Source organism: Nocardia suismassiliense (assembly GCF_900269665.1).
Classification (GTDB): domain Bacteria; phylum Actinomycetota; class Actinomycetes; order Mycobacteriales; family Mycobacteriaceae; genus Nocardia; species Nocardia suismassiliense.
Window position 1 is genome coordinate 2,948,535 of sequence record NZ_LT985361.1, and the last position, 25,329, is coordinate 2,973,863.

At 67.7% G+C, this 25,329-nt stretch carries 24 protein-coding genes; 17 read left to right on the top strand and 7 right to left on the bottom strand.

Translation table 11 applies throughout. From position 1 onward, the window contains the following. Positions 1-27: 27 nt before the first annotated feature. The 5 genes from DBO33_RS13285 (at position 28) to DBO33_RS13305 (ending at position 8,359) form a co-directional block, all read left to right on the top strand. Complete coding sequence (locus DBO33_RS13285; RefSeq protein ID WP_107655306.1) at positions 28-1,077, top strand: glycosyltransferase; 1,050 nt, start codon at positions 28-30, stop codon at positions 1,075-1,077. 28 nt (positions 1,078-1,105) lie between these two features. Further along, the gene (locus tag DBO33_RS13290; protein WP_107655307.1) at positions 1,106-3,217 is read left to right on the top strand and encodes an amylo-alpha-1,6-glucosidase; all 2,112 of its coding nucleotides are present in this window, start codon (positions 1,106-1,108) and stop codon (positions 3,215-3,217) included. A gap of 162 nt (positions 3,218-3,379) precedes the next feature. Further along, positions 3,380-6,418 carry an excinuclease ABC subunit UvrA gene (uvrA, locus tag DBO33_RS13295; RefSeq protein WP_107655308.1) on the top strand — a complete coding sequence of 1,013 codons (3,039 nt, stop codon included), beginning with the start codon at positions 3,380-3,382 and terminating at the stop codon, positions 6,416-6,418. Between the two features lie 581 nt (positions 6,419-6,999). Beyond that, positions 7,000-7,506 (top strand): hypothetical protein, encoded by a 507-nt coding sequence (locus DBO33_RS13300; protein WP_159080233.1) that lies wholly within the window; start codon positions 7,000-7,002, stop codon positions 7,504-7,506. Between the two features lie 61 nt (positions 7,507-7,567). Then, a complete protein-coding gene (locus DBO33_RS13305) occupies positions 7,568-8,359 on the top strand; it encodes an alpha/beta hydrolase family protein (RefSeq protein ID WP_107660233.1) in 792 nt (263 codons plus the stop codon). Between the two features lie 263 nt (positions 8,360-8,622). Here the strand turns inward: DBO33_RS13305 and DBO33_RS13310 are convergent, their stop codons facing one another. Continuing rightward, positions 8,623-9,342, bottom strand: coding sequence for an alpha/beta fold hydrolase (locus DBO33_RS13310; RefSeq protein WP_107655310.1), 720 nt, complete (start codon positions 9,340-9,342; stop codon positions 8,623-8,625). A gap of 108 nt (positions 9,343-9,450) precedes the next feature. Between DBO33_RS13310 and DBO33_RS13315 the strand changes: the two genes are divergently transcribed. Further along, complete coding sequence (locus tag DBO33_RS13315) at positions 9,451-9,882, top strand: helix-turn-helix domain-containing protein (RefSeq protein ID WP_107655311.1); 432 nt, start codon at positions 9,451-9,453, stop codon at positions 9,880-9,882. Next, positions 9,879-10,751: an alpha/beta fold hydrolase gene (locus DBO33_RS13320; protein WP_107655312.1), complete on the top strand. Its 873-nt coding sequence runs from the start codon at positions 9,879-9,881 to the stop codon at positions 10,749-10,751. Before DBO33_RS13315 ends, DBO33_RS13320 begins: the two co-directional genes overlap by 4 nt. A gap of 44 nt (positions 10,752-10,795) precedes the next feature. Here DBO33_RS13320 and DBO33_RS13325 read toward each other — a convergent pair whose 3' ends face one another. The 4 genes from DBO33_RS13325 to DBO33_RS13340 form a co-directional block, all read right to left on the bottom strand. Continuing rightward, complete coding sequence (locus tag DBO33_RS13325; protein WP_107655313.1) at positions 10,796-12,382, bottom strand: FAD-dependent monooxygenase; 1,587 nt, start codon at positions 12,380-12,382, stop codon at positions 10,796-10,798. 44 nt (positions 12,383-12,426) lie between these two features. Beyond that, positions 12,427-13,041, bottom strand: coding sequence for a TetR/AcrR family transcriptional regulator (locus DBO33_RS13330; RefSeq protein WP_107655314.1), 615 nt, complete (start codon positions 13,039-13,041; stop codon positions 12,427-12,429). A gap of 114 nt (positions 13,042-13,155) precedes the next feature. Continuing rightward, positions 13,156-13,497 carry a DUF1844 domain-containing protein gene (locus DBO33_RS13335; protein ID WP_107655315.1) on the bottom strand — a complete coding sequence of 114 codons (342 nt, stop codon included), beginning with the start codon at positions 13,495-13,497 and terminating at the stop codon, positions 13,156-13,158. Positions 13,498-13,499: 2 nt separating this feature from the next. Further along, positions 13,500-14,030 carry a DinB family protein gene (locus tag DBO33_RS13340; RefSeq protein ID WP_107660234.1) on the bottom strand — a complete coding sequence of 177 codons (531 nt, stop codon included), beginning with the start codon at positions 14,028-14,030 and terminating at the stop codon, positions 13,500-13,502. A 350-nt stretch (positions 14,031-14,380) separates the two neighbouring features. Between DBO33_RS13340 and infC the strand changes: the two genes are divergently transcribed. From infC to DBO33_RS13360, 4 genes are all read left to right on the top strand, one after another. Beyond that, entirely contained in the window at positions 14,381-15,094 is a 714-nt protein-coding gene (gene infC / locus DBO33_RS13345; protein ID WP_107655316.1) for a translation initiation factor IF-3, read from the top strand. 59 nt (positions 15,095-15,153) lie between these two features. After that, entirely contained in the window at positions 15,154-15,348 is a 195-nt protein-coding gene (gene rpmI, locus DBO33_RS13350; protein WP_040689021.1) for a 50S ribosomal protein L35, read from the top strand. Positions 15,349-15,448: 100 nt separating this feature from the next. Then, the gene (rplT, locus tag DBO33_RS13355) at positions 15,449-15,829 is read left to right on the top strand and encodes a 50S ribosomal protein L20 (protein WP_107655317.1); all 381 of its coding nucleotides are present in this window, start codon (positions 15,449-15,451) and stop codon (positions 15,827-15,829) included. Positions 15,830-15,867: 38 nt separating this feature from the next. Further along, a complete protein-coding gene (locus DBO33_RS13360) occupies positions 15,868-16,671 on the top strand; it encodes a TrmH family RNA methyltransferase (RefSeq protein ID WP_107655318.1) in 804 nt (267 codons plus the stop codon). Between the two features lie 75 nt (positions 16,672-16,746). Here DBO33_RS13360 and DBO33_RS13365 read toward each other — a convergent pair whose 3' ends face one another. After that, positions 16,747-17,325: a TetR/AcrR family transcriptional regulator gene (locus DBO33_RS13365; RefSeq protein ID WP_107655319.1), complete on the bottom strand. Its 579-nt coding sequence runs from the start codon at positions 17,323-17,325 to the stop codon at positions 16,747-16,749. A 257-nt stretch (positions 17,326-17,582) separates the two neighbouring features. On the opposite strand from DBO33_RS13365, the gene pheS reads away from it, so the two are divergent. Both pheS and pheT read left to right on the top strand, forming a co-directional pair. Further along, on the top strand, positions 17,583-18,644 hold the full coding sequence (pheS, locus tag DBO33_RS13370) for a phenylalanine--tRNA ligase subunit alpha (protein ID WP_107655320.1): 1,062 nt from the start codon (positions 17,583-17,585) through the stop codon (positions 18,642-18,644). A 48-nt stretch (positions 18,645-18,692) separates the two neighbouring features. Then, on the top strand, positions 18,693-21,197 hold the full coding sequence (gene pheT, locus DBO33_RS13375) for a phenylalanine--tRNA ligase subunit beta (protein ID WP_107655321.1): 2,505 nt from the start codon (positions 18,693-18,695) through the stop codon (positions 21,195-21,197). Positions 21,198-21,455: 258 nt separating this feature from the next. On the opposite strand, the gene DBO33_RS13385 is transcribed toward pheT, so the two are convergent. Continuing rightward, on the bottom strand, positions 21,456-22,043 hold the full coding sequence (locus DBO33_RS13385; protein WP_159080234.1) for a hypothetical protein: 588 nt from the start codon (positions 22,041-22,043) through the stop codon (positions 21,456-21,458). 56 nt (positions 22,044-22,099) lie between these two features. Between DBO33_RS13385 and DBO33_RS13390 the strand changes: the two genes are divergently transcribed. The 4 genes from DBO33_RS13390 to DBO33_RS13405 are packed head-to-tail and all read left to right on the top strand — an operon-like array spanning position 22,100 to position 25,018. Next, complete coding sequence (locus DBO33_RS13390; RefSeq protein ID WP_107655323.1) at positions 22,100-22,600, top strand: MarR family winged helix-turn-helix transcriptional regulator; 501 nt, start codon at positions 22,100-22,102, stop codon at positions 22,598-22,600. Between the two features lie 33 nt (positions 22,601-22,633). Next, positions 22,634-23,401 carry an alpha/beta hydrolase gene (locus DBO33_RS13395; protein ID WP_107655324.1) on the top strand — a complete coding sequence of 256 codons (768 nt, stop codon included), beginning with the start codon at positions 22,634-22,636 and terminating at the stop codon, positions 23,399-23,401. A gap of 33 nt (positions 23,402-23,434) precedes the next feature. After that, the gene (locus DBO33_RS43545; RefSeq protein WP_199856600.1) at positions 23,435-23,953 is read left to right on the top strand and encodes a hypothetical protein; all 519 of its coding nucleotides are present in this window, start codon (positions 23,435-23,437) and stop codon (positions 23,951-23,953) included. A 42-nt stretch (positions 23,954-23,995) separates the two neighbouring features. Beyond that, on the top strand, positions 23,996-25,018 hold the full coding sequence (locus DBO33_RS13405; protein ID WP_107655325.1) for a hypothetical protein: 1,023 nt from the start codon (positions 23,996-23,998) through the stop codon (positions 25,016-25,018). Positions 25,019-25,329 lie beyond the last annotated feature (311 nt).

Here is a 25,329-nt window from a genome sequence, read left to right on the forward strand (position 1 = left end):
CCGAGGCGTCGAAGAACGCAGGCTCCCATGAGAATCGGGCAGATAGTTCCGCCATGGGTCCCGGTCCCACCGCCCGCCTATGGCGGCACCGAATCGGTCGTCGCCAATCTTTCCGTCGGCCTCGACATGCTCGGCCACGACGTGCACCTTTTCACGGTCGGTGAATCCACCTGCCCGGTGCGCCGCTACTCGCTGTACGAGCAGCCGACCAGCCAGATCGGCGTCGGTGAGGCCGAGCTGATGCACGTGCTCGCCGCCTACGAGACGCTGGCCGACGTCGACATCATCCATGACCACACCTCGCTCGGCCCGTTCGTCGGCGCCATCCAGGACGGACCGCCGGTCGTGGTCACCAACCACGGCCCGTTCTCGGAGATGCGTCAGGAGCTGTTCCGCTCGATGGCGCGCCACGCGCACATCGTCGCGATCTCCGAATCGCAGCGGCGCATGGCGGGCAGCGTGCCGATCGCACAGGTGATCCATCACGGAATCGACCTCAACACTTACAAGTACGGCCCGGGCGGCGGCGGATACGTGGTGTTCGTGGGCCGGATGAACGAGACGAAGGGCGTGCACCGGGCGGTGCAGATCGCCCGGCTCGCCCGGCGCAAACTGCTCATGATCACCAAGATGCGCGAACCCGAGGAGCGCCGCTACTACACTGAGCGGGTGCGTCCACTGATGGGCCCCGACGACCCCGAACCGCGTGAGGAACCCACCGCGCGCCGGGTCGAGCTGGTGCGCCACGCCGACGCGTTGATCAATCCGATCGAATGGCCCGAACCGTTCGGGCTGGTGATGGCCGAGTCGTTGGCTTGCGGCACACCGGTTCTCGCGTTCCCCAACGGCGCGGCCCCGGAGATCGTCGACCACGGCAGGACCGGATTCCTCTGCCGCGACGTCAACGAGATGGTGGACGCCCTCGACAAGGTGCACACGCTGGATCGCCGGGCTTGCCGCACGTCGGCCGAGCAGCGGTTCGGCAGGCTGCGCATGGCGCGCGATCACGAGCGGCTCCACCGCCGCATCGTGGCCGAGCGCACGACCCGGGTCATGGTGCCCACTCCGGTGGCGTGAGTTCGCCGAGCGCCCCCGGGGCTCCCGCGTGACCCATCCGTGGGGCGACGGCTCGGATACGGAGGCGCCGACGGCCATCAACGCTGGGGTCACCCTGGTCGAGGGCTCGACCTTCTGCATCAGCGACGTCAGCGGCGCGATCACGCCGAATCGCGCGGCTGGCTTGTTCGTTCGCGACACCAGGGTGCTGTCGTACTGGCGGCTCACCGTAGACGGCCTGGAACCGCAACCGCTCACGCTGCGCTACGACGAGCCGTACAGCGCGACGCTGCTGGCCCGGACCGCGCCGCGCGCGGGTACCGCCGACAGCACCGCGCTGGTGATCATCGGCAGGCATGTCGGCGACGGCATGCGCGAGGACCTGGTGGTGCGCAACCTGTCCAGCGTGCCGCTCGACTGCACGATCAGGCTGGAGCTGGACGCCGACTTCGCCGACCTGTTCGAGGTGAAGGAGGGGCGCACCGGCCGCGAGCAGGTGGTGGTCACCGCGGCGCGGGCCACCGACGGCGCCATCCAGATCAGCCGCGAAGAGCTGGGCATGGCGGTGACCGTCAGCGGCAGCTCGGCCACCGCGTCGGGTCGCGAATTGTGCTGGCAGGTAAGCCTTCCCGGACGCGGGGAATGGTCCACCTGCATCGAGTACCTGCCCGCCCTCGGCACCGATATCGCACCACCGCGCTACCCCTGCGGCACGCCGGTGAACCGCAGCGCGCCTGCGCAGCGGTTGCGTGAGTGGTACGCCAACTCACCGACCGTGCATACCGAGGACGAAACCCTCGCCTCGGTACTGCAACGCACCCTCACCGATCTCGGCGCACTGCGCATCTTCGACCCCGACCACCCCGAACGCGCGGTGGTGGCCGCGGGCGCACCCTGGTTCATGGCGCTGTTCGGCCGGGACTCGCTGCTCACCTCGTGGATGGTGCTGCCGCTGGATCGCAGGCTGGCCGTCGGCACGCTGCAGAGCCTGGCCGATTTGCAGGGTAAGAAAGTGCACGCGACGACCGAGGAGCAGCCGGGCCGGATCCCGCACGAGGTGCGTTTCGGCCGGGCGGCGACGCTGCTGCTCGGCGGCGGCACCGCCTATTACGGCACGGCCGACGCCACGCCGCTGTTCGTCATGCTGCTCGGCGAGTTGTATCGGTGGGGGCTGGACGCGCGCATCCGCGACGAACTGCTGCCGCACGCCGATCGCGCGCTGGAATGGATCGAGCGCTACGGCGACGCGGACGGTGACGGTTTCGTCGAATACCAGTGCGCCGCCGAGCACGGCCTGGCCAACCAGGGCTGGAAGGACTCCTGGGACGGAGTGAACTTCGCCGACGGCACGCTGCCCGAGGCGCCCATCGCGCTGGCCGAGGTGCAGGGTTACGTCTACGCGGCGTACCTCGCACGGGCCACGCTCGCCGCGGGCACCGGTGACCACCAGGCCGCGGAGCGCTGGCGAGGCAAGGCCGCACAGTTGAAAACCGCGTTCAACGAGGCGTTCTGGCTGCCCGACAAAGGCTGGTACGCGATCGGCCTGGACCGAGACAAGCGGCCGATCGACGCGCTCAGCTCCAATATCGGGCACTGCCTGTGGACCGGGATCATCGACGACGACAAGGCCGCGCGGGTCGCCGACCACCTGCTCTCGCCGGAAATGTTCAGCGGTTGGGGGATCCGCACGCTGGCCACCTCGATGGGTGCCTACAACCCGGTCAGCTATCACAACGGCTCGGTGTGGCCGCACGACAACGCGATCTGCGCCGCCGGTCTGATGCGCTACGGCTTCACCGACCACGCGAACAGGGTGGTCTCCGCCGTGCTCGACGCCTCGACCCGCTTCGGCTACCGGCTGCCCGAGCTCTTCTGCGGATTCGATCGCGCCGAATTCGACATCCCCGTGCCCTATCCGACGTCGTGTTCGCCGCAGGCCTGGGCGGCTGCCGCACCGTTGCTGTTTTTGCGTACCCTGTTGAGACTGGAACCGAGTGTTCCGGAGGGGGTGCTGTCGGTCGCACCGGTGGTCCCCGCTCGCTATCTGCCGCTACGCGTCGGCGGACTGCGGGTCGGCTCGAATGTGCTGTCGGTCACCGTCGACGCTGAGGGCTGGCAGGTCCGCGGTTTGTCCGGCGACCTGCGGCGGACCGAGCACTGAGCCTGGCGGAACCCACCGCGATCTCGCCGGCGCGAGCGCCGTTGTAGCTGGTACACCTCGCGCGAGCGAAACTTGTCGGTGGGCGCGTTTAGCATGACGGCCGGATACGTCTGGACGCCGTTTGTCGGTTCCTCTGAACACGATCGAGAAGGGAAACACCTGGTGGCGGAACGCCTCACTGTGCGCGGAGCTCGGGAGCACAACCTGAAGGGGGTCGACCTCGACCTGCCCCGCGACAGTCTCATCGTGTTCACCGGACTGTCCGGCTCCGGCAAGTCGAGTCTGGCGTTCGACACGATCTTCGCCGAGGGTCAGCGGCGGTACGTGGAGTCGCTGTCGGCGTACGCGCGGCAATTCCTCGGGCAGATGGACAAGCCCGACGTCGACTTCATCGAGGGGCTCTCGCCCGCGGTGTCGATCGACCAGAAGTCGACCAACCGCAACCCGCGCTCGACCGTCGGCACCATCACCGAGGTGTACGACTACCTGCGCCTGCTGTACGCGCGCGCCGGCACCCCGCACTGCCCGGTGTGTGGCGAGCTGATCGCCAAGCAGACCCCGCAGCAGATCGTCGACCAGGTGCTCGCCATGGAGGAGGGCATCAAGTTCCAGGTGCTCGCGCCGGTGGTGCGCACCCGCAAGGGCGAGTTCGTCGACCTGTTCGACCAGTTGAACACCCAGGGCTACTCCCGGGTCCGGGTCGACGGCGTGGTGTATCCGCTGACCGATCCGCCGAAGCTGAAGAAGCAGGAGAAGCACGACGTCGAGGTGGTCGTCGACCGCCTGTCCGTCAAGCACAACTCCAAACAGCGCCTCACCGACTCGATCGAGACCGCGCTGCGGCTGGCCGACGGCATCGTCGTGCTCGACTTCGTCGACCGGGACGAGCACGCGCACGATCGGGAGCGCCGCTTCTCCGAGCGACTGGCCTGCCCGAACGGGCACCCGCTCGACATCGAAGACCTGGAACCCCGGTCGTTCTCGTTCAACTCGCCCTACGGCGCCTGCCCGGACTGCACCGGACTCGGCATCCGCAAAGAGGTCGACCCGGATCTGGTGGTGCCCGACCCGGCGCTGAGCTTGAACGACGGCGCCATCGCGCCGTGGTCGCGCGGACAGACCGCGGAGTACTTCACCCGGCTGCTGTCCGGGCTCGCCTCGTCTGTCGGCTTCTCGATGGACACCCCGTGGGAGAAGCTGCCGCTCAAGGCGCGCAAGGCCGTGCTCGAGGGCAGCTCCGACCAGGTGCACGTCTCCTACACCAACCGCTACGGCCGGAAGCGTTCCTACTACGCCGATTTCGAGGGCGTGATGCCGTTCCTGCAGCGGCGCATGGAGAGCACCGAGTCCGAGCAGATGAAGGAGCACTACGACGGCTACATGCGCGACGTGCCGTGCCCGGTCTGTGACGGTGCCCGGCTGCGCCCGGAGATCCTCGCGGTCACCATCAATGCCGGTGGTGACAACAAGTCCATCGCCGAGGTCAGCGACCTGTCCATCGGGGAGTGCTCGAAGTTCCTGAACTCGCTCACACTGGGCGAGCGGGAGGCCGCGATCGCCGGGCAGGTGCTCAAGGAAGTGCAGGCGCGGCTCGGGTTCCTGCTCGACGTCGGCCTGGAATACCTGTCGCTCTCGCGGGCCGCGGCGACGCTGTCCGGCGGTGAGGCGCAACGCATCCGGCTCGCCACCCAGATCGGCTCCGGACTGGTCGGCGTGCTCTACGTGCTCGACGAGCCGTCCATCGGCCTGCACCAGCGGGACAACCGGCGGCTCATCGAAACCCTCACCCGGCTGCGCAATCTCGGCAATACGCTGATCGTCGTCGAACACGACGAGGACACCATCCGCGCCTCCGACTGGGTGGTCGACATCGGCCCGCTGGCCGGCGAGCACGGTGGCCGCGTGGTGCACAGTGGTCCGTACCAGGAGTTGCTCACCGAGCCCGAATCCCTCACCGGCGCTTACCTTTCCGGCCGTGAGCGGATCGAGCTGCCGCTGGTTCGCCGTTCGATCGACAAGAAGCGGCTGCTCACCGTGGTCGGCGCGACCGAGCACAACCTGCGCGGGATCGACGTTAACTTCCCGCTCGGTGTGCTCACCGCGGTCACTGGTGTTTCGGGTTCCGGCAAGTCGACGCTGGTCAACGACATTCTGGCGACCGTGCTGGCGAACAAGCTGAACGGTGCGCGGCAGGTGCCGGGCAGGCACACCAGGATCAAAGGGCTGGACGACCTGGACAAGCTGGTCCAGGTGGACCAGTCGCCGATCGGCCGCACCCCGCGCTCCAACCCCGCCACCTACACCGGGGTGTTCGACAAGATCCGCACCCTGTTCGCGTCGACCACCGAGGCGAAGGTGCGCGGCTACCAGCCGGGCCGATTCTCCTTCAACGTCAAGGGCGGTCGCTGCGAGGCCTGCTCCGGTGACGGCACCCTGAAGATCGAGATGAACTTCCTGCCGGACGTGTACGTCCCGTGCGAGGTCTGCCACGGGGCCCGCTACAACCGGGAAACCCTCGAGGTGCACTACAAGGGCAAGACCATCGCCGAGGTCCTCGACATGTCGATCGAGGAGGGCGCGGAGTTCTTCGAGCCCATCAGCTCCATCCACCGCTACCTCAAGACCCTGGTGGACGTCGGCCTCGGCTACGTCCGCCTCGGCCAGAGCGCCCCCACCCTGTCCGGTGGCGAAGCCCAGCGCGTGAAACTGTCCGCCGAACTCCAGAAGCGCTCCACCGGCCGCACCGTCTACATCCTCGACGAACCCACCACCGGCCTGCACTTCGAAGACATCCGCAAACTGCTCAAGGTGATCAACGGCCTCGTCGACAAGGGCAACACCGTCATCGTCATCGAACACAACCTCGACGTCATCAAGACCGCCGACTGGGTGATCGACATGGGACCCGAAGGTGGCTCCGGCGGCGGCATGGTCGTCGCCGAAGGCACCCCGGAAGACGTTGCCGCGGTAGCCGAAAGCTACACCGGGCAGTTCCTCCGCGAAGCGCTGGAACAAGCCGACGCCCCCACCCAGAAGACGCCCGCGAAGAAGGTGGCTGCCAAGGCGTCGCCCACCAAGGCGGCCGCCAAAAAGGCCCCCGTGAAGAAAGCCACCAAGGCGGCCGACAAGCCGACCGAAGCGCAAGCGGCGGCGAAAACCGCCACCAAGCGTTTGGCGCGCAAAGCCGCCGCGCTGCGCTGAGGATTGCGTCACCCGGTTGCCTGCCAGGTCCGCAGGCAACCGGGGCAGCACACCGACCTGGTTCTTCACGCAGCGTCCGCGTCGCTAGCGGGTATGTGAAGAATTAATCAAATGCGAAAAGTGTTGGCGCGTCAATTAGAAGTACTGTTTGTCGGGGAATTCCTTTCTGTGTCACCGGGTTTGGGGAGGGGTGGGCTGGGGGTTTGAGGGTCCCCAGTTGCGGGCGTTCACGGGGGGTAATTGTTGTGTTTTCATGGGGAAGTATGAATCTTCTTCGTCGGGCTGCGGCTCGGTATCTTGTTTCTGGTGTAATCGCAACGGTGGCAATGGGTTTCGTTGCATTGCCGAGTTCCTTCGCGGAGCCGGGGCCGCCGGCTCCGCCCGGGGCGCCGAGTACGCAACCGGCGCCGCTGGAGCCGGATCAGCAGTCGCGGGTGTATTTCAAAATTCCGGTGGCCAATGAATTCGTTCGGATGCAGACGCGGTTTACGGTGCCGGCGAAACCGGCGCGGGTGGGGACGATGTTTTTGTGGCCTGGGCTCGAGCCTCGGGAAGGGGGGAGAAATTACTATCCGATCGGGTTGGGGGTGCTGCAGCCGGTGCTGACGTGGGGGCCGGCTTGCGCGCCGGTGCAGCAGCCGCCGACGTACTCGACGTGGTGGATTTCCGGGCAGTACGTCAACGTGTATTCGAATGATCCGCGCTACCGCGGGTGCCACTCGGGGCGTGCGATGTCGGTGCAGGTGGGGGAGGTGCTCGAGATGGACATCGCCCTGGATCAGTCGACCGGCCTGTGGACGCAAACCATTACGGGACAAGCGGGTTCGGTGCGCTACTCGATCAATCTGCGTAAGCAAGCCCAGAATATGGCGTTGTTCGCGATCGAACCGTGGGACAACGCGCGACTCGCCAATCGGCTGGTGTTCTCCGGCACCACGCTCACCTTCCGCGACGAAGCCGCGCAGAGCTGCCTGAACCCGGAACTCACCTACACCGGAACGGGTGGCACCATCTCCCCGCCGACCGTCGCCGGTCGCCGCTGCCACATCGACACCGTCACCGTCAACGTCCCGCGGAGTGCGGCCTAACCGCTTCTGCTGGTGGCGAAATCGGTTCCCGCCCGCGGGGGTGCGGCTCTACCGTGACGGCATGCATTCACCGATCACGGGCACCGCCGCGGGCGTGCCGTTCACCGCGCTGCCGCCGACCGGCGACGCCCCCGCGCCGCTGATCGTCACCTGGCACATGCTGGACGCGCCGAGGTCGGACGCGGCGTTCGCTGCCGCGTTGCCGATGCACGGTCTGCCCGCCTGGCGGGTGCACCTCGGTATGCCGATGTGCGGGGCGCGCATGGTCGACGGCAGCATGGACGCCGGTCTGGCGTTGGTGCGCGAAGACGTCCTGATGTCGTTTCTGCACGCGTTCGTCCAGCAGGCGACCGCGGAGTTCCCGGCCGCGCTGGCGTCGATCCGGGAGCAGCTGCCGGTCGGCGACGGCCCGATCGGCGTGCTCGGTGGTTCCCTGGGCGGTGCCGTCGCGCTGCGAGTCCTCGCCGAAACCGAGACGCCGATCTTCGCGGGCGCCGTCGTGAACGCCGCCATCCGGATGCGATCCGTCGTAGACCTGTTCCCCGGCGACTATCCGTACGACGCCGAGTCCGAGAAAGCCGTCGACAGTTTGGATTTCATCGCCAAGGCGGGCCTCCTCGCCGGCCGCGCACCGCTGCTGGTGGTCAGTGGCGAGGACGATCATCCGGCGCTGCGTGCCGACGCATTCGAGCTCGTCGACGCGATCGGCGACGGCGCCGAACTGCTCTCGATCCCCGGTTTGGCGCACCCACTCGCCGAGGAGCCCGGCATCGAACCCGCACCCCAGCTGCCGACGGCCCGCGCGGTGGACGTCGGCCTGACCGAGTGGTTCCGCCGCCAGCTCGGGGGCTGAATCCCGCACCAACTATCTGGAAGCGCGCCGATTCTCGGGACTCCTAGGTGGGCACCGGCTATCGCTCGGGGCCCGCGGATTGCGCGGGTTCTCGGGCGCCGCACCGGTTCTTTGGGTTCGCGGGTAGGTATCGATTGCTGGGCCGTGCGCCGGTTCTTGGGGCTTCGCAGGTTGGGGTCGGTTGCTGAGTCCCGCACTGACTCTCGGGATCCGCACTGAATACAGCCCCCCGAAGTCAGTGCGGATCCCGAGTTAGGGTGCGGCTATTGGGCTGTTCGGTTGGCTACCGTGTGGATGAGGTCGGCGAGTTCTGTTGGCTTGGACCACATGGGCCAGTGGCCGGTGGGGAGGTCGATGTAGTCGGCGTCGATGCGGGTGAGTTCGGTGAAGTCGGGGACTTCGCCGCTGTCGCGGAATTTCTTGGCGAGTTCCGCGGTGATGCTGTTGCAGATGATGGTGGTGGGTATCGCGAGGCGCGCGGGGGAGTCGCTGAGTTCCAGGGGGCCGGCGGCGATGGTGGTCGGTTCACCGACGGCGCGTTCGCGGAAGCGGTTCAGGGCGGCCTCGTCCAAGCCTTCGAGGCTGTTGCCGGTCTCTTCCAGTTGCGGCCAGTCGGGGAGCAACCATTCGGGGCCGAGTTCGGCGAGTGCGGGGTTGATCGCGAAGCCGGCGGGCAGCGGGGCGGAGTCGACGTAGATCGCGCGGTGGAAGCGGTCCGGCGCGCGGTCGGTGGCGAGGTAGGCGGGTGCGGCACCGCCTGAGTGCGAGACGAGTACGGCGGTTTCCGTGGCCGGGACGGCGTCGATGATTGCTTGTGCTTGCGTTTCCAGCGTGGCCGAAAGCCGCTCGGGGTCAGCGGGATCCAGGCCCGGCAGGGTGAGTGCTCGTACTTCGTTGCCGCGTTCGCGCAGGTCGGCGGCGACCTCGTCCCAGGCCCAAGCGCCGAGCCAGAAACCGGGGACCAGAACTATCCGTGTAGCCATGGGCCTACCTTGCCCTACCGCGTCGACATCCGCGAGGCGACCTGCACTTCCCTAGTTTCCTTAAACTTCCCTATTGTGCAGATAGATAGGGAAGTTTAAGGTAATCAAGTGAATGATCGCCTCTACTCCGTGGAACAGGTCGCCGAACGCCTCGGCCTGCACGTCCGCACGATCCGCAATTACGTGCGCGACGGGCGGCTCACCGCGGTCCGGATCGGTAAGCAGTACCGGATCGCGCACGAGGATCTGGAAGCCTTCACCGGCCGTCCGGTGCCCGCACCGCTGCGGGAGACGGTCGAGCGGCAGCGGCACGTAGAGGTGTCGAGCATCGTGCAGGTCGACGCGGTCGATCCCGGGATGGCCGATCGGCTGACCACGCTGCTGATGGGCGCGGCCAACACCCGGTCCTCCGGTGACGAACCGCTGCGGATCGAGACGATGTACGACGCGGAGCGGGCGCGGCTGAAAGTCATTGTCCTGGGCGGTCTTGCGGACACGGCACGGCTGTTCGACTACATGGAAGGGGTGCTCGCATCATGAGCGAGCAGAAAATCTACAAGTCCGAGAAAGGCGCCGCGCAGATCCGGCAGCGCTACGCGGAACTGCTGCAGACCTGGCCGGTACCGGCCGAGCACCTGCGCGTGCCGACCCGCGAGGGGGAGACCTTCGTCGTGGCATCCGGTCCGCAGGACGCGCCACCGCTACTGATCCTGCACGGGTCAGGCGCGAACACGACGATGTGGCGCGGCGATATCGCCTCCTGGGCAACACATTTCCGCACCTACGCGGTCGACATCATCGGTGAGCCCGGCGGCAGTGCGCCGTCGCGCCCGCCACTCGACTCCGATCGGCTCGCGCAATGGCTCGACGATGTGCTGGAAGGTCTTGGGCTCAGCACGATTTCGGTCGTGGCAACGTCACTCGGCGGCTGGGTGGCGCTCGACTACGCCATCCGCCGACCGGAACGGATAACCCGCCTCACCCTGCTGTGCCCCGGCGGTATCGGCGCGCAAAAGATGGGCTGGCTGCCGAAAGCCATGTTCCTGAGCCTCTTCGGGCACCGCGGTGTGCGGCGGACCGCCCGCACCATGACCGGCCTGGACGTGCCGCTGACCGAAGAAACCCTCGATGAGATCGTCCTGACCTTCACCCAGTTCAAGCCGCGCACCGAGCGACTCCCCATCTTCTCCGACGATGCACTGCGCGGACTGACCATGCCGATGCTGGTGCTGGTCGGTGACCGCGACGTCATGATCGACTCCGCAGCCACCGCCGAACGCGTGCGCCGATGCGTCCCGAACGCAACAGTGCACGTGCTCCCCGACGTCGGCCACGCCATCCTCGGCCAGACCGAGGCGGTAGCCGATTTCCTCCTCGAAAGGCGCGCCTCCCAGCCCGCCCACTCCTGACGCAGGTCAGCAAGCTGGGGCACGCTGTGCCCGCTGCCAGGCGATCAGTTCGTGGGCGAACCGAACCAGCGGCTCAACGCTTCCCGTAAGCGTTCCGCGTCGGAATGCGCATCTCCGTTGGCCGCCCAAGCCACGTACCCGTCCGGCCGGATGAGCATTGCTGCGGCGGGCGTGTCGGAAGTCGTCGCGACCACGGTGTCGACCCGGTCGCGCCAACCTGCCGCGACATCGGCGTAAGCCCCGGCACGATCTCGGGCGATGTAACCGGCACTCCCGTCGGTGCGGGCACCGTTGAGCGTTAGCAACACTGGCCGCGCCGTCCGCAGTACCTCCGCGACCCGCTGTGTGCCACTGCCGGTTTCAAGGGTGAAGTCCGGCACCATCCGCCCGGACAGCGGGTGGTCGTCGCCCACCTCGTAGCGAGTGTCCGCCCCAGACATCAACCGCGCGATGTAAGCGGTGTTCTCCGGCTGCTGGAGCAGCTCGTCGAACAGTGTGCGCAGCGCGGTGACCTCGGGACCCGGTGCGAAGAGCGCGGTTTGGGCCAGGGAACTCATCATGACGCGGACGCCGACCGGATGCCGTTCGGCGTGGTAGGTGGCCAGCAGGCCGTCGGGCGCCCACCCGTTGATCTCGGCGGCGAGCTTCCAGCCGAGGTTGGCGGCATCCTGCAGGCCGAGATTGAGTCCGGGCCCGCCGATCCCGGAGTGCACGTGTGCCGCGTCGCCGAGCAGGAACACGTTGCCCGCCCGGTACCGCTCGGCCTGCCGGGTGTTCTGATTGTCGATGCGGCGCAACGCATGTGGTCCCGGCCCGCGCGGCGCCTCGATCGGCAGGTCGACACCGAGTACTCGCCGCACGCCCGCGCGCAGTTCCTCGATCGTCATCGGCGTGCCCGCGGGCACCGGCTCGACCCCGAACTCCATGCTCGCGACGAGCGGCCGTCCCGGTTCGAGTTCAGCGAAGACGAACCCGCCGCGTTCGAGTCGGTTGTGCCCGAACGGAAGCCGCCCGAAACCGGGCACCTCGACGCCACCGTCGGCGGTCCGCAGTTCATCGGGCAGCCAGACGTGTCCCATCCGCACGATGCTGTCCGTCGCGGTGTGCCCGGGGAATTCGATGCCGGCCTGTCTGCGAACCAGGCTTTTGCCGCCGTCGGCGCCGACCAGGAAAGTGGTGTCGAGTCGATAGTCGCCCTCGGGCCCGGCCACCGTGACGATGACGCCCCCGTCCTGCTGGGTCGACTCGGTGAGCCGATGCCCCCATCGAACCTCGACACCCAACCCGCGCACCCACTTCTCCAGTAGACGAACAAGTTTCGGCTGCGGAATAGCAAGTATGGCCATCGGATTGTCCGGCAGCTCGGCGAACGACAACCGCAGCCCGGCGAAGAAGTACCTGGGCAGCGGCAGCGGCGCACCGGGCGCACCGCCGAACTCGTGATACAGCCCACGCATGTCGAGCAGCCGAATCACCTGGCCGACAAGGCCGTTCGCTTTCGGTTCGACACTCGGCGCGGTCAGTTCCTCCAGCACGATCGCCCGCACGCCGGCCAACGCGAGTTCACCGGCGAGCAGCAATCCGTTCGGTCCGGCACCGGAAATGACTACGGCGGCAGAGTTTTCAGGCATGACAAATACACCCCTTGTTCGATGATGAGTTTCTGGTGGTGCGGTCAGCGCGGCGGTTCGGGCAGCCCTGCGGCGACTTGGTCGAGGGCGCGGCGCAGCAGCGGGGCGATGGGGACCGGCGGGTCCGCGTGCGCGTACGCCACCATGGCGGCGTCGATGACGGTGCCGATCATGCCGGTCACCAGCCGCGGATAGACATCGCGCAGCGGGTCGGTCCCGGTGCGTTCCGCGATCAGCTCGAGCCAGTCCTCGGACACCCCGGTGAACAGCGCGGACCGTAATTCGGGCGCGCGGAACAGTTTCCGGACTTCGGCCAGCTGGGCGGCGGTGGGGACGCGGAACTCGGCCTGTTCGGCTTCGAGCGGCTCGAGCAGCGCCGCGGTGAGCGCGCTCCAGAGCGGTTCGGCTGCCGGGCGTTCGCGAAATGCCGCCAGGCTGCGCCGGATCCGGACCGACTGCCGGTAAATGATGGCGTCGAACTTGCCGGTGAAGTAGTTGTTGAAGGTGCGCACCGAGACACCGGCCCGCTTCGCGATGTCCTCGCGGGTGACGTTGTCCAGGCCGCGCTCGAAAGCGAGCTCCAGCGCCGCGTCGCTGAGCGCCATGCGGGTATCGAGCTTCTTGCGTTCGCGCAGACCGAGCACTTCTTCATCGGGCATGCCACCAGCCTACGGCAAAAACTTGCCCGGCGGGCAAAATTTCCCGCCGGGCAAAATTATCGGTAGCAGCGAACCGGCGAAGTTCAGGTCACTGCTGTCGCAAAGCGCGCGGAATCAGTAGACGGGCCCCGTGTACTTCTCGCCCGGGCCCTTACCCGGCTCATCTGGATGCGCCGACGCCTCCCGGAACGCACGCTGCAACGACTGCAACCCCTCACGAATCGGCCCCGCGTGCGGCCCGAGGTACTCCACCGACGCCGTGACCAGCCCGGCCAGTGCCGTGATCACCCGGCGCGCCTCGTCCAGATCGCGCCGTGTGCTGGTCTCCGGATCCTCGTCCGCGAGCCCGAGCTTCTCCGCCGCCGAGCTCATCAGCATCACCGCGGCCCGGCTGATCACCTCCACCGCCGGGATGTCGGCCAGTTCGCGCACGGAGTTGTCGAGCTCTTCAGTCATGGCTATGAGGCTAGCGAGGCCGCTCGGAGGAGTCGGAGCTGGCCGATCTCCGCGATGTTCTTCATCAGCTCCGAGTTCACCCAGCTCGCCAGGTGCGCCACCGTCAAACCCGCGTCGGCGGGCCACGGGAAGGCCGCGGGCCGGTCCAGGCCGGCCTCGGTCAGGTCGTCCAGGGTGCGCAGCCAGGTGTCGCGCAGCCCGTGCAGCCAAACAATTGCCGCGACGCCGTCGCCTGGCCAGTGCACGTCTTCGCGCGCGGGCGGGGTGCGGCCCGCGACCTGATCGATGGCCGCGCTCCACCACCAGCCGATATGCCAGCTGAGCCAGCCGATGGTCGGCGCCGGGATGGGGTCGGGTTCGGTGTCGGCCCAGTCCGGCCGCCACACTCCCTCGGCGTCGGGGCGTACTGTCCAGTGGAGTTCGGCGGGCGCCCAGCCGAAGTCCTCGACGCGCAGCGCGTCGAGATGGAGTTCGGCGAGCGACCAGGTCAGTTCGAACTGCCATCGGAGCAGGTCACGGCGTGAAGTAGACACCGGGGGAGCGTGGCAGGCACCCGTGCGCGCGGGCAAGCGGTTTACCGCGATTCGGCGATAGCCGAACAGAATGTTAGACTTTCTGCTGACGACCGCCCCTGGTTGTGTCTTCTTCCAAGATTTCGAGCCCGGGGCTGATAAGTGGAGCCCGACTCCCACCGTTACCGACGAGCGATCGTCAGGTCAAACGGTCCGGTCACCCGCCTTCTCGGAGGCGGGTTTCTTGTGCCGGGGTTCTCTCAGGAGAACCGCGTGCACAAGATCGCATGCGAGTCTTTGGCATGCGCTGACCGGTCGACCTCGGGCCCCGACGCGGAATACCGCTCCGGGGCTTTTGTGTTGAAAAGGGGTTGCAGTTATTGCGTGCGGTCGTCTTGACGACACCGCTTGACCTAGGAGGCCCCATCAGCACTGAGACCCGCATCAACGATCGCATCCGTGTTCCCGAGGTTCGCTTGATCGGACCGAGCGGCGAGCAGGTTGGGATCGTGCGTGTTGAAGATGCACTACGCGTCGCCATGGAGGCAGATCTCGATCTCGTCGAGGTCGCTCCGGATGCACGTCCGCCGGTCTGCAAGATCATGGACTACGGCAAGTTCAAGTACGAGACGGCGCAGAAGGCGCGCGAGTCTCGGAAGAACCAGGTGCAGACCGTGATCAAGGAGCAGAAGCTCCGCCCGAAGATCGACGACCACGACTACGCGACCAAGAGGGGCCATGTCATGCGCTTCCTCGAGGCGGGGTCGAAGGTCAAGGTCACCATCATGTTCCGCGGACGCGAGCAGTCCAGGCCCGAACTGGGCTACCGGCTGCTGCAGCGTCTCGCCGCGGACGTGGCGGACCTGGGGTTCGTCGAGACCTCGGCCAAGCAGGACGGTCGCAACATGACCATGGTCCTCGCGCCCCACAAGGGTGCGAAGACGCGAGTGAAGGCACAGCAGGAGTCCGCAGCTCCGCGGCAGCAGCAGCCCGCTGCGCAGCCGAGCCCCGCGCCCGCTGAAGCCGTCACCGCAGACAGCGCGCCCGCCGCGGCTCCGGCCGAGCAGGCCGACCCGCCGCAGTAATACCGATAAGAGCCGGCGGTCCGCAAGGGCCGCCGGGACGAGACAGATTAGAGGAATCCATGCCGAAGATGAAGAGCCACAGCGGCGCCTCGAAGCGATTCAAGGTGTCGGGCCGAGGCAAGCTGCTTCGCCAGCAGGCGAACCGCCGCCACCTGCTCGAGCACAAGTCGACCCGCCGGACTCGTCGTCTGGATGGCACGGAGGCCGTCGCGTCCGTCGACGTCCCGCGCGTGAAGAGGCTGCTCGGTCTCTGAGAGACCTAGCCAGCGACCGCGTTCCGGATTCCGGACGCCGACCGAACTGACAATCTCCGGGTGCCCGCATGCGCCCCCTAGATCGACAAAGGACTGACCCATGGCACGCGTCAAAAGGGCCGTCAACGCTCAGAAGAAGCGTCGTTCCATCCTCGAGGCCTCCAAGGGCTACCGCGGCCAGCGTTCGCGGCTGTACCGCAAGGCCAAGGAACAGCAGCTGCACTCGCTCACCTACGCCTACCGGGACCGCCGGGCGCGCAAGGGTGACTTCCGCAAGCTGTGGATCGCCCGCATCAACGCCGCGGCGCGCCTGAACGACATCACCTACAACCGCTTCATCCAGGGCCTGAAGGCCGCGGGTGTCGAGGTGGACCGCAAGATCCTCGCCGAGCTCGCCGTCTCCGACGCCGAGGCGTTCGCCGGTCTCGTCGCGATCGCCAAGGCCGCCCTCCCGCAGGACGTCAACGCGCCCGCCGCGTAAGTCACCGGGTGACAAGCGAATACCTTTCGGAACGACCCGTGGACGCGCTCTCCGAGCGCAATCCACGGGTCGTTTCCGCTGTCAAGCTGCACCGCGGGGCGCAGCGCCGCAAGACCGGGCTGTTCCTCGCCGAGGGGGCCAATTCGGTGGCGGCCGCGCTGGATACCGGGCGAGTGCAGGAGTTGTTCTACTCCGCCGGCGCCGCGGCTCGCGAGCACGAACTGGTCGCCAGTGCTGTGGGGATGGGGGTGCGCACCACGCTGGTCAGCGATCGGGCTGCCCAGCAGTTGGGGGAGACCGTCACCGCGCCAGGGCTCGTCGCGGTGTGTGCGCTGATCGACGTGCCGCTGGCCGAGGTACTCGCGGCGCAGCCCCGTATGCTCGCCGTGCCGGTCGAGATGGCCGAACCCGGCAATGCCGGAACTCTTATCCGGGTGGCCGATTCGGTCGGTGCCGACGGGGTGGTGCTGGCCGGTGACTCGGTCGACCCGCACAACGGCAAGTGTGTACGCGCCAGCGCGGGCAGCCTGTTCCATGTTCCGATCGCCCGGCATCGCGACGTCGGCGAAACGCTGGATTCCCTGGTGGCGGCGGGTATCACGATCCTCGCGACGGCCGCTGATGGCGAGGTCGATCTCGACGACGCCGACGAACTGTTCACCGGACCCGTCGCTTGGTTGTTCGGTAACGAGGCGCACGGCTTGGATCCCGCCGTGACGCGGCGCGCCGACCATCGCATTCGCATACCGATCCGCGGCCGCGCCGAAAGCCTGAACCTGGCCACCGCGGCGGCCATCTGCCTGTACGCGAATTCCCGGGTGCGCTACGCGAACCAGGGCTGAGCCGCACACTCGCTGATTTCCCGCACAACGACTTGCCGCGCTGACACGCGTGCGTATGTCAAAAGGTGTGCGTATTCAATCGCCGAGTTCGATGCAGTCGTTCAGGATCTCGGTCGCCCATGGCGTCTCGACCGCGTCCGGACCCGCCACCTGGATCGCGCTCATGACGGTGAGCAGCATGCCGGTGGCGACGAACCGGCGGGTCTCGTGCACGCCCGCGCCGGAGAGATCGCGCACCAACTGGTAGACCTTGCCGAAGCGGGCGCGCACGGCATCGCCGATCGCCGGCTCCCCGCTCGCCGCGAACCCGTGCAGGAACACCTGCAGCATCTCCCGGTCGGCCAGGAAGACGTTGAAGCCTTGCCCGAGCGCATGCAGCGCTTCCGCCGGCGTCGCATCGGGTTCCGCTGCCTCGCCTGCCGCACGGAACACCTCTTCGATCCGATCGCATACTCGATGCAGCGCCGCGAGGAACAACTGCTGTTTGGTGCCGAAGAGCCGGATCACATACGGCTGGGAAACCCCTGCGCGCCGGGCGATCTCGTCGGTCCGGGTAGCCGCGTAACCGGCTTCGGCGAACGCGGCGACGGCGGCCTGCAGCACCTCTTCGCCGCGCTCGGCCGCGGTCATCCGCACCCTGGTCGAACTCGCCATCGCGCGCTACTCCCTTCTCCCGCCCCCACTGCCTGGACACATTATCAGTGGATGCATACCCCGGTTATCGGTCGATAGCACCAGGTGACCGCGGTCGCCATTGTGCAGCCGCGAGGTGGTGAATCAGGGCGGAGGACGCGCTGCGGGGAATCCGTGTGAATCGGATATGACGCATCCAATAGGATTCCACCAGCAGCAATGTGGGCAGGGAACGAGCCGTGTCCGCGAACCGATCCCCAGGGGAGAGTCGAACCACCGTGGCCGACGACAACGACGCAGTCGAGCAGAACGCGACGCTGACCGAGGAGGCACTGGCCGCAGCCGCGGCGGCGGCCGAAAAGGCGTTCGCCGCTGCCGCCGACCTGGATGCGCTCGCGGTCGCGAAAACCGAGCATCTCGGCGGCAAGGCGCCGCTGGCGCTGGCGCAGCGTGCCCTCGGCAGCCTGCCCAAGACCGAGAAGGCCGACGCGGGCAAGCGGGTCAACGTGGCGCGCGCCCGGATCTCCGAGGCGTTCGAGGCGCGCCGCGCGGCGCTGCTCGAAGAGCGGGACGCCGCGGTGCTGGTGGCCGAGGCGATCGACGTCACGCTGCCCGCCCGCAGGCACCCGTTCGGCGCCCGGCATCCGATCACCGTCATCTCCGAGCAGGTCGCCGACGTGTTCGTCGCGATGGGCTGGGAGGTCGCCGAGGGTCCCGAGGTGGAGACCGAGCACTTCAATTTCGACGCGCTCAACTTCCTGCCCGACCACCCGGCCCGCACCATGCAGGACACCTTCCACATCGCGCCGGAGGGCTCGCGCCAGGTGCTGCGCACGCACACCTCCCCGGTGCAGGTGCGTTCGCTGCTGGAACGCGAGCTGCCGATCTACGTGGTGTGCCCCGGCCGCACCTTCCGCACCGACGAGCTCGACGCCACGCACACCCCGGTGTTCTCCCAGGTGGAGGGGCTGGCCGTGGACAAGGGCCTGACCATGGCGCACCTGCGCGGCACGCTGGACGCGTTCGCCCGCGCGCTGTTCGGGCCGGATACCCGAACCAGGATGCGCCCCAACTACTTTCCGTTCACCGAGCCCTCCGCCGAGGTCGACGTCTGGTTCCCGGACAAGAAGGGCGGCGCGGGCTGGGTCGAGTGGGGCGGGTGCGGCATGGTGAACCCGAAGGTGCTGATCGCCAGCGGGATCGATCCCGAGGTGTACAGCGGGTTCGCCTTCGGCATGGGCCTGGAGCGGACGCTGCAGTTCCGCAACGGCATCCCGGACATGCGCGACATCGTCGAGGGCGATGTGCGTTTCACGCTGCCCTTCGGCATCCGGTCCTGAGCCGGCCCCCACCGAGACCACCCTTCGATCGAGAGAGCGAAACGTCAAGTGCGAGTAGCGCAGTCCTGGCTGACCGACATCATCCAGCGCACCGTCCCCGACTGGTCGGTGACGGCGGAGGAACTCGACGCGGGCTTCGTCCGGGTGGGGTTGGAGGTCGAAGAAGTCGACGAACTCGAACGGATCGGCGGCGATATCGACAAGCCGCTGGTCGTCGGCCGCGTCGCCGAGATCACCGAGCTGACCGAGTTCAAGAAGCCGATCCGCTTCTGCAAGGTCGACGTCGGCAACCCGGACCTTCAGGAGATCGTCTGCGGGGCAACCAACTTCGCCGTCGGCGACCTGGTCGTCGTGGTGCTGCCCGGCGGTGTGCTGCCCGGTGGTTTCGCCATCTCCTCGCGCAAGACCTACGGGCACGTCTCCAACGGCATGATCTGCTCGGTCGCCGAACTCGGTATCGGCAAGGATCATGCGGGCATCCTGGTGCTGGAACCGGGCACCGCCGAGCCCGGCGCGGACGCGAACGAGCTGCTCGGCCTGGACGATACGGTCATCGAGCTCAACATCACCCCCGACCGCGGCTACTGCTTCTCGGTGCGCGGCCTGGCCCGCGAACTCGCCTGCGGCTTCGACCTCGAGTATGCCGACCCCGCCGTGCGCACCCTCCCGGATGACGAGCCGGACGCCTGGTCGGTCCGGCTCGAGCCCGACTCGAAGTGCACCCGTTTCGCGGTGCGCCGGGTCACCGGTATCGACCCGAATGCGGTGAGCCCCTGGTGGTTACAGCGCAGGCTGCTGCTGTCCGGCGTGCGCCCGATCTCGCCCGCCGTCGACGTCACCAACTACGTCATGCTGGAACTGGGCCAGCCGCTGCACGCCTTCGACGCGGCCAAGCTCACCGGCGGCCTGGTGGTGCGCACCGCCAACAAGGGCGAGACGCTGCGCACCCTCGACGAGGTCGAGCGCACCCTGGACGCCGAAGACGTGGTGATCGCCGACGATTCCGGCGTCATCTCGCTGGCCGGCGTGATGGGCGGCGCGACCACCGAGGTCGGTGCGGAGTCGACCGACATCGTGCTGGAAGCCGCCACCTGGAACCCGCTGCTCGTCTACCGCACCTCGCGCAGGCACAAGCTGGTGTCCGAGGCGGGCAAGCGGTACGAGCGAGTGGTCGACCCGGAGATCAACGTGGCCGCGCTCGACCGGGCCGCTACGCTGCTCGCCGAAATCGCCGGTGGCACCGTCGAATCCGCGCTCACCGACGTCCGCGTCCCGGTGCCGTCCGCGCCGCCGATCCGGATGGACATCGACCGGGCCGACCGCGTCGCCGGTGTCGTCTACCCGACCGGTACGTCCGCGCGCAGGCTCGCTCAGATCGGCTGCACCGTCGAGGTCGCGGTCGACGAGACCACCGGTCACGGGCAGCTCGCGGTCACCCCGCCGAGCTGGCGGCCCGACCTTGTGCAGCCCGCCGACCTGGTCGAGGAGGTGCTCCGGCTGGAGGGGCTCGAGCAGATCCCGTCCGTGCTGCCCGCCGCGCCGGCCGGCCGCGGCCTCACCGCCACCCAGCGGCGGCGTCGCTCGGTCAGCCGCGCACTGGCCTTCGCCGGTGCCGTCGAGGTGCCCGCGCCGGTGTTCCTGCCCGCCGGTGTCTTCGACACCTGGGGTCTGGACGCCGACGACCCGCGTCGCGCGACCGCCCGGGTGCTGAACCCGCTCGACGTGGAGCGCGCCGAGCTGGCCACCACGCTGCTGCCGGGACTGCTGGAAGTGGCCGCCCGCAACATCTCTCGCGGCGCCCGCGACCTCACCATCTACGGCATCGCGCAGGTGGTGCTGCCCGGCGACAACGTGCGCCCGGTCGAGGCGCTGCCGGTCGACCGTCGCCCCACCGATGAGCAGATCGCCGGACTGATCGACTCGCTGCCCGCCCAGCCCGTGCACGTCGCGGCCGTTCTCACCGGTCGCCGCGAACCGCGCGGTGCGTGGGGGCAGGGCCGTCAGGCCGAGGCTGCCGACGCCTTCGCCCTCGCCGATGCGGTGGCCGACGCGGCGGGCGTCACGATCGAACGCCGTCCGGCGGCGCACCTGCCCTGGCATCCGGGTCGCTGCGCCGAACTGGTGGTGGACGGCACGGTCGTCGGTCACGCAGGCGAACTGCACCCCGCCGTGCTGGAACGCTCCGGTCTGCCGCCGCGGACCTGCGCCGTCGAACTCGACCTCGACGCCCTGCCGCTGCTCGAACCCCGCCCCGCCCCAACGATTTCCCCGTTCCCGGCGGTGCTGCAGGACGTCTCGGTCAGTGTCGAGAAGAGTACTCCCGCCGCATCGGTGGAGTCGGCGCTGCGCACCGGCGGCGGCGACCTGCTCGAAGACATCGCGCTGTTCGACGTCTACGAGGGCACTCAAGCAGGTGAGGGCCGCAAGTCCCTCACCTACGCCCTGCGTTTCCGCGCCACCGACCGCACCCTCACCGAGGACGAGGCCAGCGCCGCTCGCGACGCCGCGGTAGCCGCCGCAGCGGACGCCGTCGGCGCGGTCCTGCGCGGATAGCCGGACCAATCATCCTGCCGCACAAGGAATTGTCAGCAATTCCTTGTGCGGCAGGGCAGTGTGCGGCAGGGCAGTGTGCGGCAGGGCAGTGTGCGGCAGGGCAGTGTGCGGCAGGGCAGTGTGCGGCAGGGCAACGTGGACGCGCGCACGTGAATTGCCTTGGCACGCATGGTCAGTCAAGAATGCAGTGTGCGTCGGCGCGGTCGGTGTGCGGGGATGGCAGCCCGACGTCCGAACGACTTCCGGCCCGCACGATGCTCACGCGGGTTCGGGTACCACTCGGTGATCAGCTACCGACCTGCGCTCGACCGAACGCTTCTCGGCAGTAGCGATCATCGCGGCCCCCGCGACGAGGACGGGAACGGCGTAGGCGGACATCGCCGCGAAACCCAGCGCAGTCCACATCGCCACCATGAACAAGGAGAGCAGTCCAGCAGTGCATGCCGCGGTGATACGGGGGAGCACCCCCAGAACGAGTGCGGCACCGAGCACCACCTCGAGCACCGTCGCCGCTACGGCGGCCGCCCCGGCGAGCCCACTCGCGAAGCCCGGCAACAACGTTCGCGTGTAGTCGACGAAAGCCTCGAACGATCCCCACGAAACACCCGCACCACCCGGCGCACCGAAGAGCCCGAACCGATCGGCCACCGAACCGAGCAGCAGCAGCCCGAGCGTCACCCGTACGCCGACGTGCATGAAGTGGAAGCGCGCGAACGTGATGGCGTGAACCGCGACGATCACCACGGCAGTCGCGGTGATCCACCCGAGCGCCCCGTCGAACAACAACAACCAGACAACTTCGGTGACCAGAGCGGCATAAGCAAGACCCACAGCGACAGTGCGCATATCAGAACCCTTCAAGCTAGTAAGGTGCCTTACCAACAGTAGGAGCAAGGAGAAATATGGTCAAGCGCCTTACTAATCCTTTGGTTGATCGCCCCGCACCACTCGGCAGTCTGCTGTCCGCCGCGGCACGCACCTTGGCGGCCGAACTCGACGCGGGCATCGCCGCCGCCGGTTTCACCGATGTGCGCGCCGCGCATGCCCCGGTCTTCCAGCTGATCGAACCGGACGGCACCAGGCAGACCACGCTGGCCGAGCGGGCCGGGATGACCAAACAGGCCATGGGTGAACTGATTCGCCATCTCGAGCAGCACGGCTACGTCGAAGTCGAGGTGGACCCGGCCGATCGGCGCGCCCGCCTCGTGCGCCTGACCACCCGCGGCTGGGCCGTCGTCGACGCGGGTATCGCGGTGGTCGAGCGTTTCGATCGGCACCTGGACGAGATCGTCGGCGCGGACGAGGTCACCCGGTTGCGCGGCACGCTGCTGCGCATCATCGGCGGCGCGGGCTCCAGCCATGCCGTCGCGCAGCAGAGCACGAAAGTCATGCGGGTCGAGTGACCAGAACCATCGGGGGAGAGTAAGAACGACATCATGCGACATCCGGCCAGTCCGATCCTGAACGCGCTGACCTATCTGCCGGATCGGCGGATCCTGCAGACGCCCGCCATCCTCGGCATGGCCTATACCGACCTGTCGATCAGCACGGCGGACGGGGAGACGCTGCACGGCTGGTGGTTGCCCGCGCCGAAATCGGTCGGCCACATCCTGTTCGCGCACGGCAACGCGGGCAATATCGGCGATCGCATCGCACTGTTCGCGCTGCTCGTCGAGGCCGGGTTCGATGTGCTCGCGTTCGACTATCGCGGATACGGGCGCAGCACCGGCCGCCCCACCGAACACGGCACCTATCTGGACGCCCGCGCGGCCCGCCGGGTACTGCTCGAGCAACCCGGTGTCGACCCGAATCATGTTCTCTACCTGGGGAAGTCGCTCGGCGGCGGCGTTGTGCTCGAACTCGCCCAGGCGCATCCGCCCGCGGGCGTGATGCTGATGTCGACCTTCTCCGGCCTGCGCGACGCCGCCAGATCCGTCTACCCCTTCCTGCCCGGCCCGCTCGTCCCAGACGCGTACCCGAACGCGCGGCGCATCCGCTCCCTGCGCGCCCCGGTCTTGATCATGCACGGCGACCAGGACGAACTCCTGCCACTGCGGCACGCCGAACGCCTCTACGCCGCGGCCCGCGAACCGAAACGCCTGCAGATCTTCCCCGGCGCGGGCCACAACGACCTGATCATGGTGGGCGGCTCGGCCTGGTTCGAGCTGGTGCGTGACTGGGCCGGTGCCATCGTCCGACCCTGAGGCGGCCCGCCTTGCGCTGCGTAGCCTGGTGCCATGACAGAGAACAGCGAGATGGCGGCCCGGCTGGCGGCGCTGTCCGACCGCGAACTGATCGGCGTACTGCTGGTCGCCACGGCGGAACGGCCCAGCTTCGCGACCGTGCACGCGGCCCTGATCGGCCTGCTGGACACCGGTGATGCGACTGCCTCACCAGGTGTGACTCCTACCACGATGCCCCCGTCGGTGCATGCCGCCCCGCCGCTGCACGACGTATCCGGCCAGGTCGGAGGGGCCTCTGCGGTACCCGCGGTACCGGTACCGCCGACCGGTATCACGGCACCGACTGAGACGGGTGGATATTCCGCCTCCGGCGTCCCTACTTGGGGGTCAGTTCGCGATAAGGTCGAGCAGCGCTACGGCACCGCGCAGGGGATGAGCGAGCTCGACCAGCAGACCCCGGCGGGCCGCAGCGCCGACGAGCAATGGGACGCGCGCGAGCAGGCGGCGCGTGAACGCCTGGATCAGATACGGAAGTCGTTGCGCGGCAACGACACCGAAACACACGGGCCGTAACCTGGCCGGGCGCCGTACTACGACTGTGATTGGTGGAACTCGATGCCCGAGCCGCGCGAGATTGCTGAACGACTACTCGATGCCCAGGTCGACTTCGTGCTGGCCGAGGTCAGTGGCGACCGCTTCGCCGAAGTCGTTGCCCGCGATGTCGAGTCGGTGCTCGGTGTCGCGGACACCCTGATCTTCCGCGACATCGTCGAGGTCGATCAGGCCAAGCAGACCGTCGCGACGATCATCGATCTGATCGGTGGCAGTCCGGTGCTCGCCGACATGGTCGGGGTGTTCGCCGACTCGATCTACGACCACATCGCGAACAACAACGAGTACACCCTCGGTCAGGTGGTCGACCGCGAACCGGTGGAAGCATTGCTGGAGAAGATCTTCGGCATGCACCAGGCCCAGGAGCGCATCCTGGACCGGCTCACCGAGAGCCCGCTGGTCGCCACCGTCGCGTCGAAGTTCGTGGACAAGTTGATCTCCGATTTCATGGAGGCCAATAAGCAGTTCGCCGGCAAGATCCCCGGTGTCTCCTCGCTGATCTCGATGGGCCAGTCCGCCGCCAAGAGCGCGAAGAAGGCGACCGAGAGCACCTTCATCGGCGACATGGCAGGCAAGGGCGCGGTTTTCGCGCTCAAGCGCACCAACAACGCGATCCGCGAAATGTTGCGCGACGCACCGGTGCACGACGCCGCCATGGAATTCTGGGATCTGCACGCCGACGAACCGGTGAGCGGGCTGCGCGATTATCTGTCGCAGCGGGACCTGAACGAACTGGTGCTGCTCTGCTATGAAATCGCGGTCACCACCAGGGAGAAGGAATACTTCGGTCTGCTCGTCGAGGAATGCGTCGAGGTGTTCTTCACCAAGTACGGCGATTACACGCTCGCGGCCATGCTGCCCGAGCTCGGCCTCTCCGGGGCTGACATCACCACTGAAATCCTGCGCTACGGCCCCGCCGTCATCGACGGCGCGAAGCGAAACGGCGTGCTGTCCAAGCTGATTCGGGAGCGGCTCGAGCCGTTCTACACCTCCGAGCAGGTCCTCGCGATCCTCGGCGGCGAGTAGTTCCACCGCCACTTGCTGGCGCGTTGCTGATCGGCGCCGAGTAGCCGTAACTCTCGGTGCCGCCAAGCGGTGTGTGCCGTGGCGGCACGAGGTGCGCGCGGGGCGACGACTCCGCTACTATCCGAGGGCATTTCGGGTCGGCGCCCGGAGTGTCGACGGTTCTTCCTGTTGATCCCCCCGAGCGGGTGGGTTATTAGTTCTGCTTCAACCTTGTACAAGATTAACTGACCGCAACTGGACAGTTAGTAGCAACAGGTTGCAGCTCGGGTTGAAAAGTATGAACAAAGTTCCCCATCCGGGGTTCTCGAGTT

Coding starts and splice junctions, on each gene's coding strand:
- DBO33_RS13285 (WP_107655306.1), top strand. CDS start 28: ATGAGAATCGGGCAGATAGTTCCGCCATGGGTCCCGGTCCCACCGCCC.
- DBO33_RS13305 (WP_107660233.1), top strand. CDS start 7,568: ATGCATTCACCGATCACGGGCACCGCCGCGGGCGTGCCGTTCACCGCG.
- DBO33_RS13310 (WP_107655310.1), bottom strand. CDS start 9,342: ATGGCTACACGGATAGTTCTGGTCCCCGGTTTCTGGCTCGGCGCTTGG.
- DBO33_RS13320 (WP_107655312.1), top strand. CDS start 9,879: ATGAGCGAGCAGAAAATCTACAAGTCCGAGAAAGGCGCCGCGCAGATC.
- DBO33_RS13325 (WP_107655313.1), bottom strand. CDS start 12,382: ATGCCTGAAAACTCTGCCGCCGTAGTCATTTCCGGTGCCGGACCGAAC.
- DBO33_RS13330 (WP_107655314.1), bottom strand. CDS start 13,041: ATGCCCGATGAAGAAGTGCTCGGTCTGCGCGAACGCAAGAAGCTCGAT.
- DBO33_RS13335 (WP_107655315.1), bottom strand. CDS start 13,497: ATGACTGAAGAGCTCGACAACTCCGTGCGCGAACTGGCCGACATCCCG.
- rpmI (WP_040689021.1), top strand. CDS start 15,154: ATGCCGAAGATGAAGAGCCACAGCGGCGCCTCGAAGCGATTCAAGGTG.
- rplT (WP_107655317.1), top strand. CDS start 15,449: ATGGCACGCGTCAAAAGGGCCGTCAACGCTCAGAAGAAGCGTCGTTCC.
- DBO33_RS13365 (WP_107655319.1), bottom strand. CDS start 17,325: ATGGCGAGTTCGACCAGGGTGCGGATGACCGCGGCCGAGCGCGGCGAA.
- DBO33_RS13385 (WP_159080234.1), bottom strand. CDS start 22,043: ATGCGCACTGTCGCTGTGGGTCTTGCTTATGCCGCTCTGGTCACCGAA.
- DBO33_RS13390 (WP_107655323.1), top strand. CDS start 22,100: ATGGTCAAGCGCCTTACTAATCCTTTGGTTGATCGCCCCGCACCACTC.
- DBO33_RS13395 (WP_107655324.1), top strand. CDS start 22,634: ATGCGACATCCGGCCAGTCCGATCCTGAACGCGCTGACCTATCTGCCG.
- DBO33_RS43545 (WP_199856600.1), top strand. CDS start 23,435: ATGACAGAGAACAGCGAGATGGCGGCCCGGCTGGCGGCGCTGTCCGAC.
- DBO33_RS13405 (WP_107655325.1), top strand. CDS start 23,996: ATGCCCGAGCCGCGCGAGATTGCTGAACGACTACTCGATGCCCAGGTC.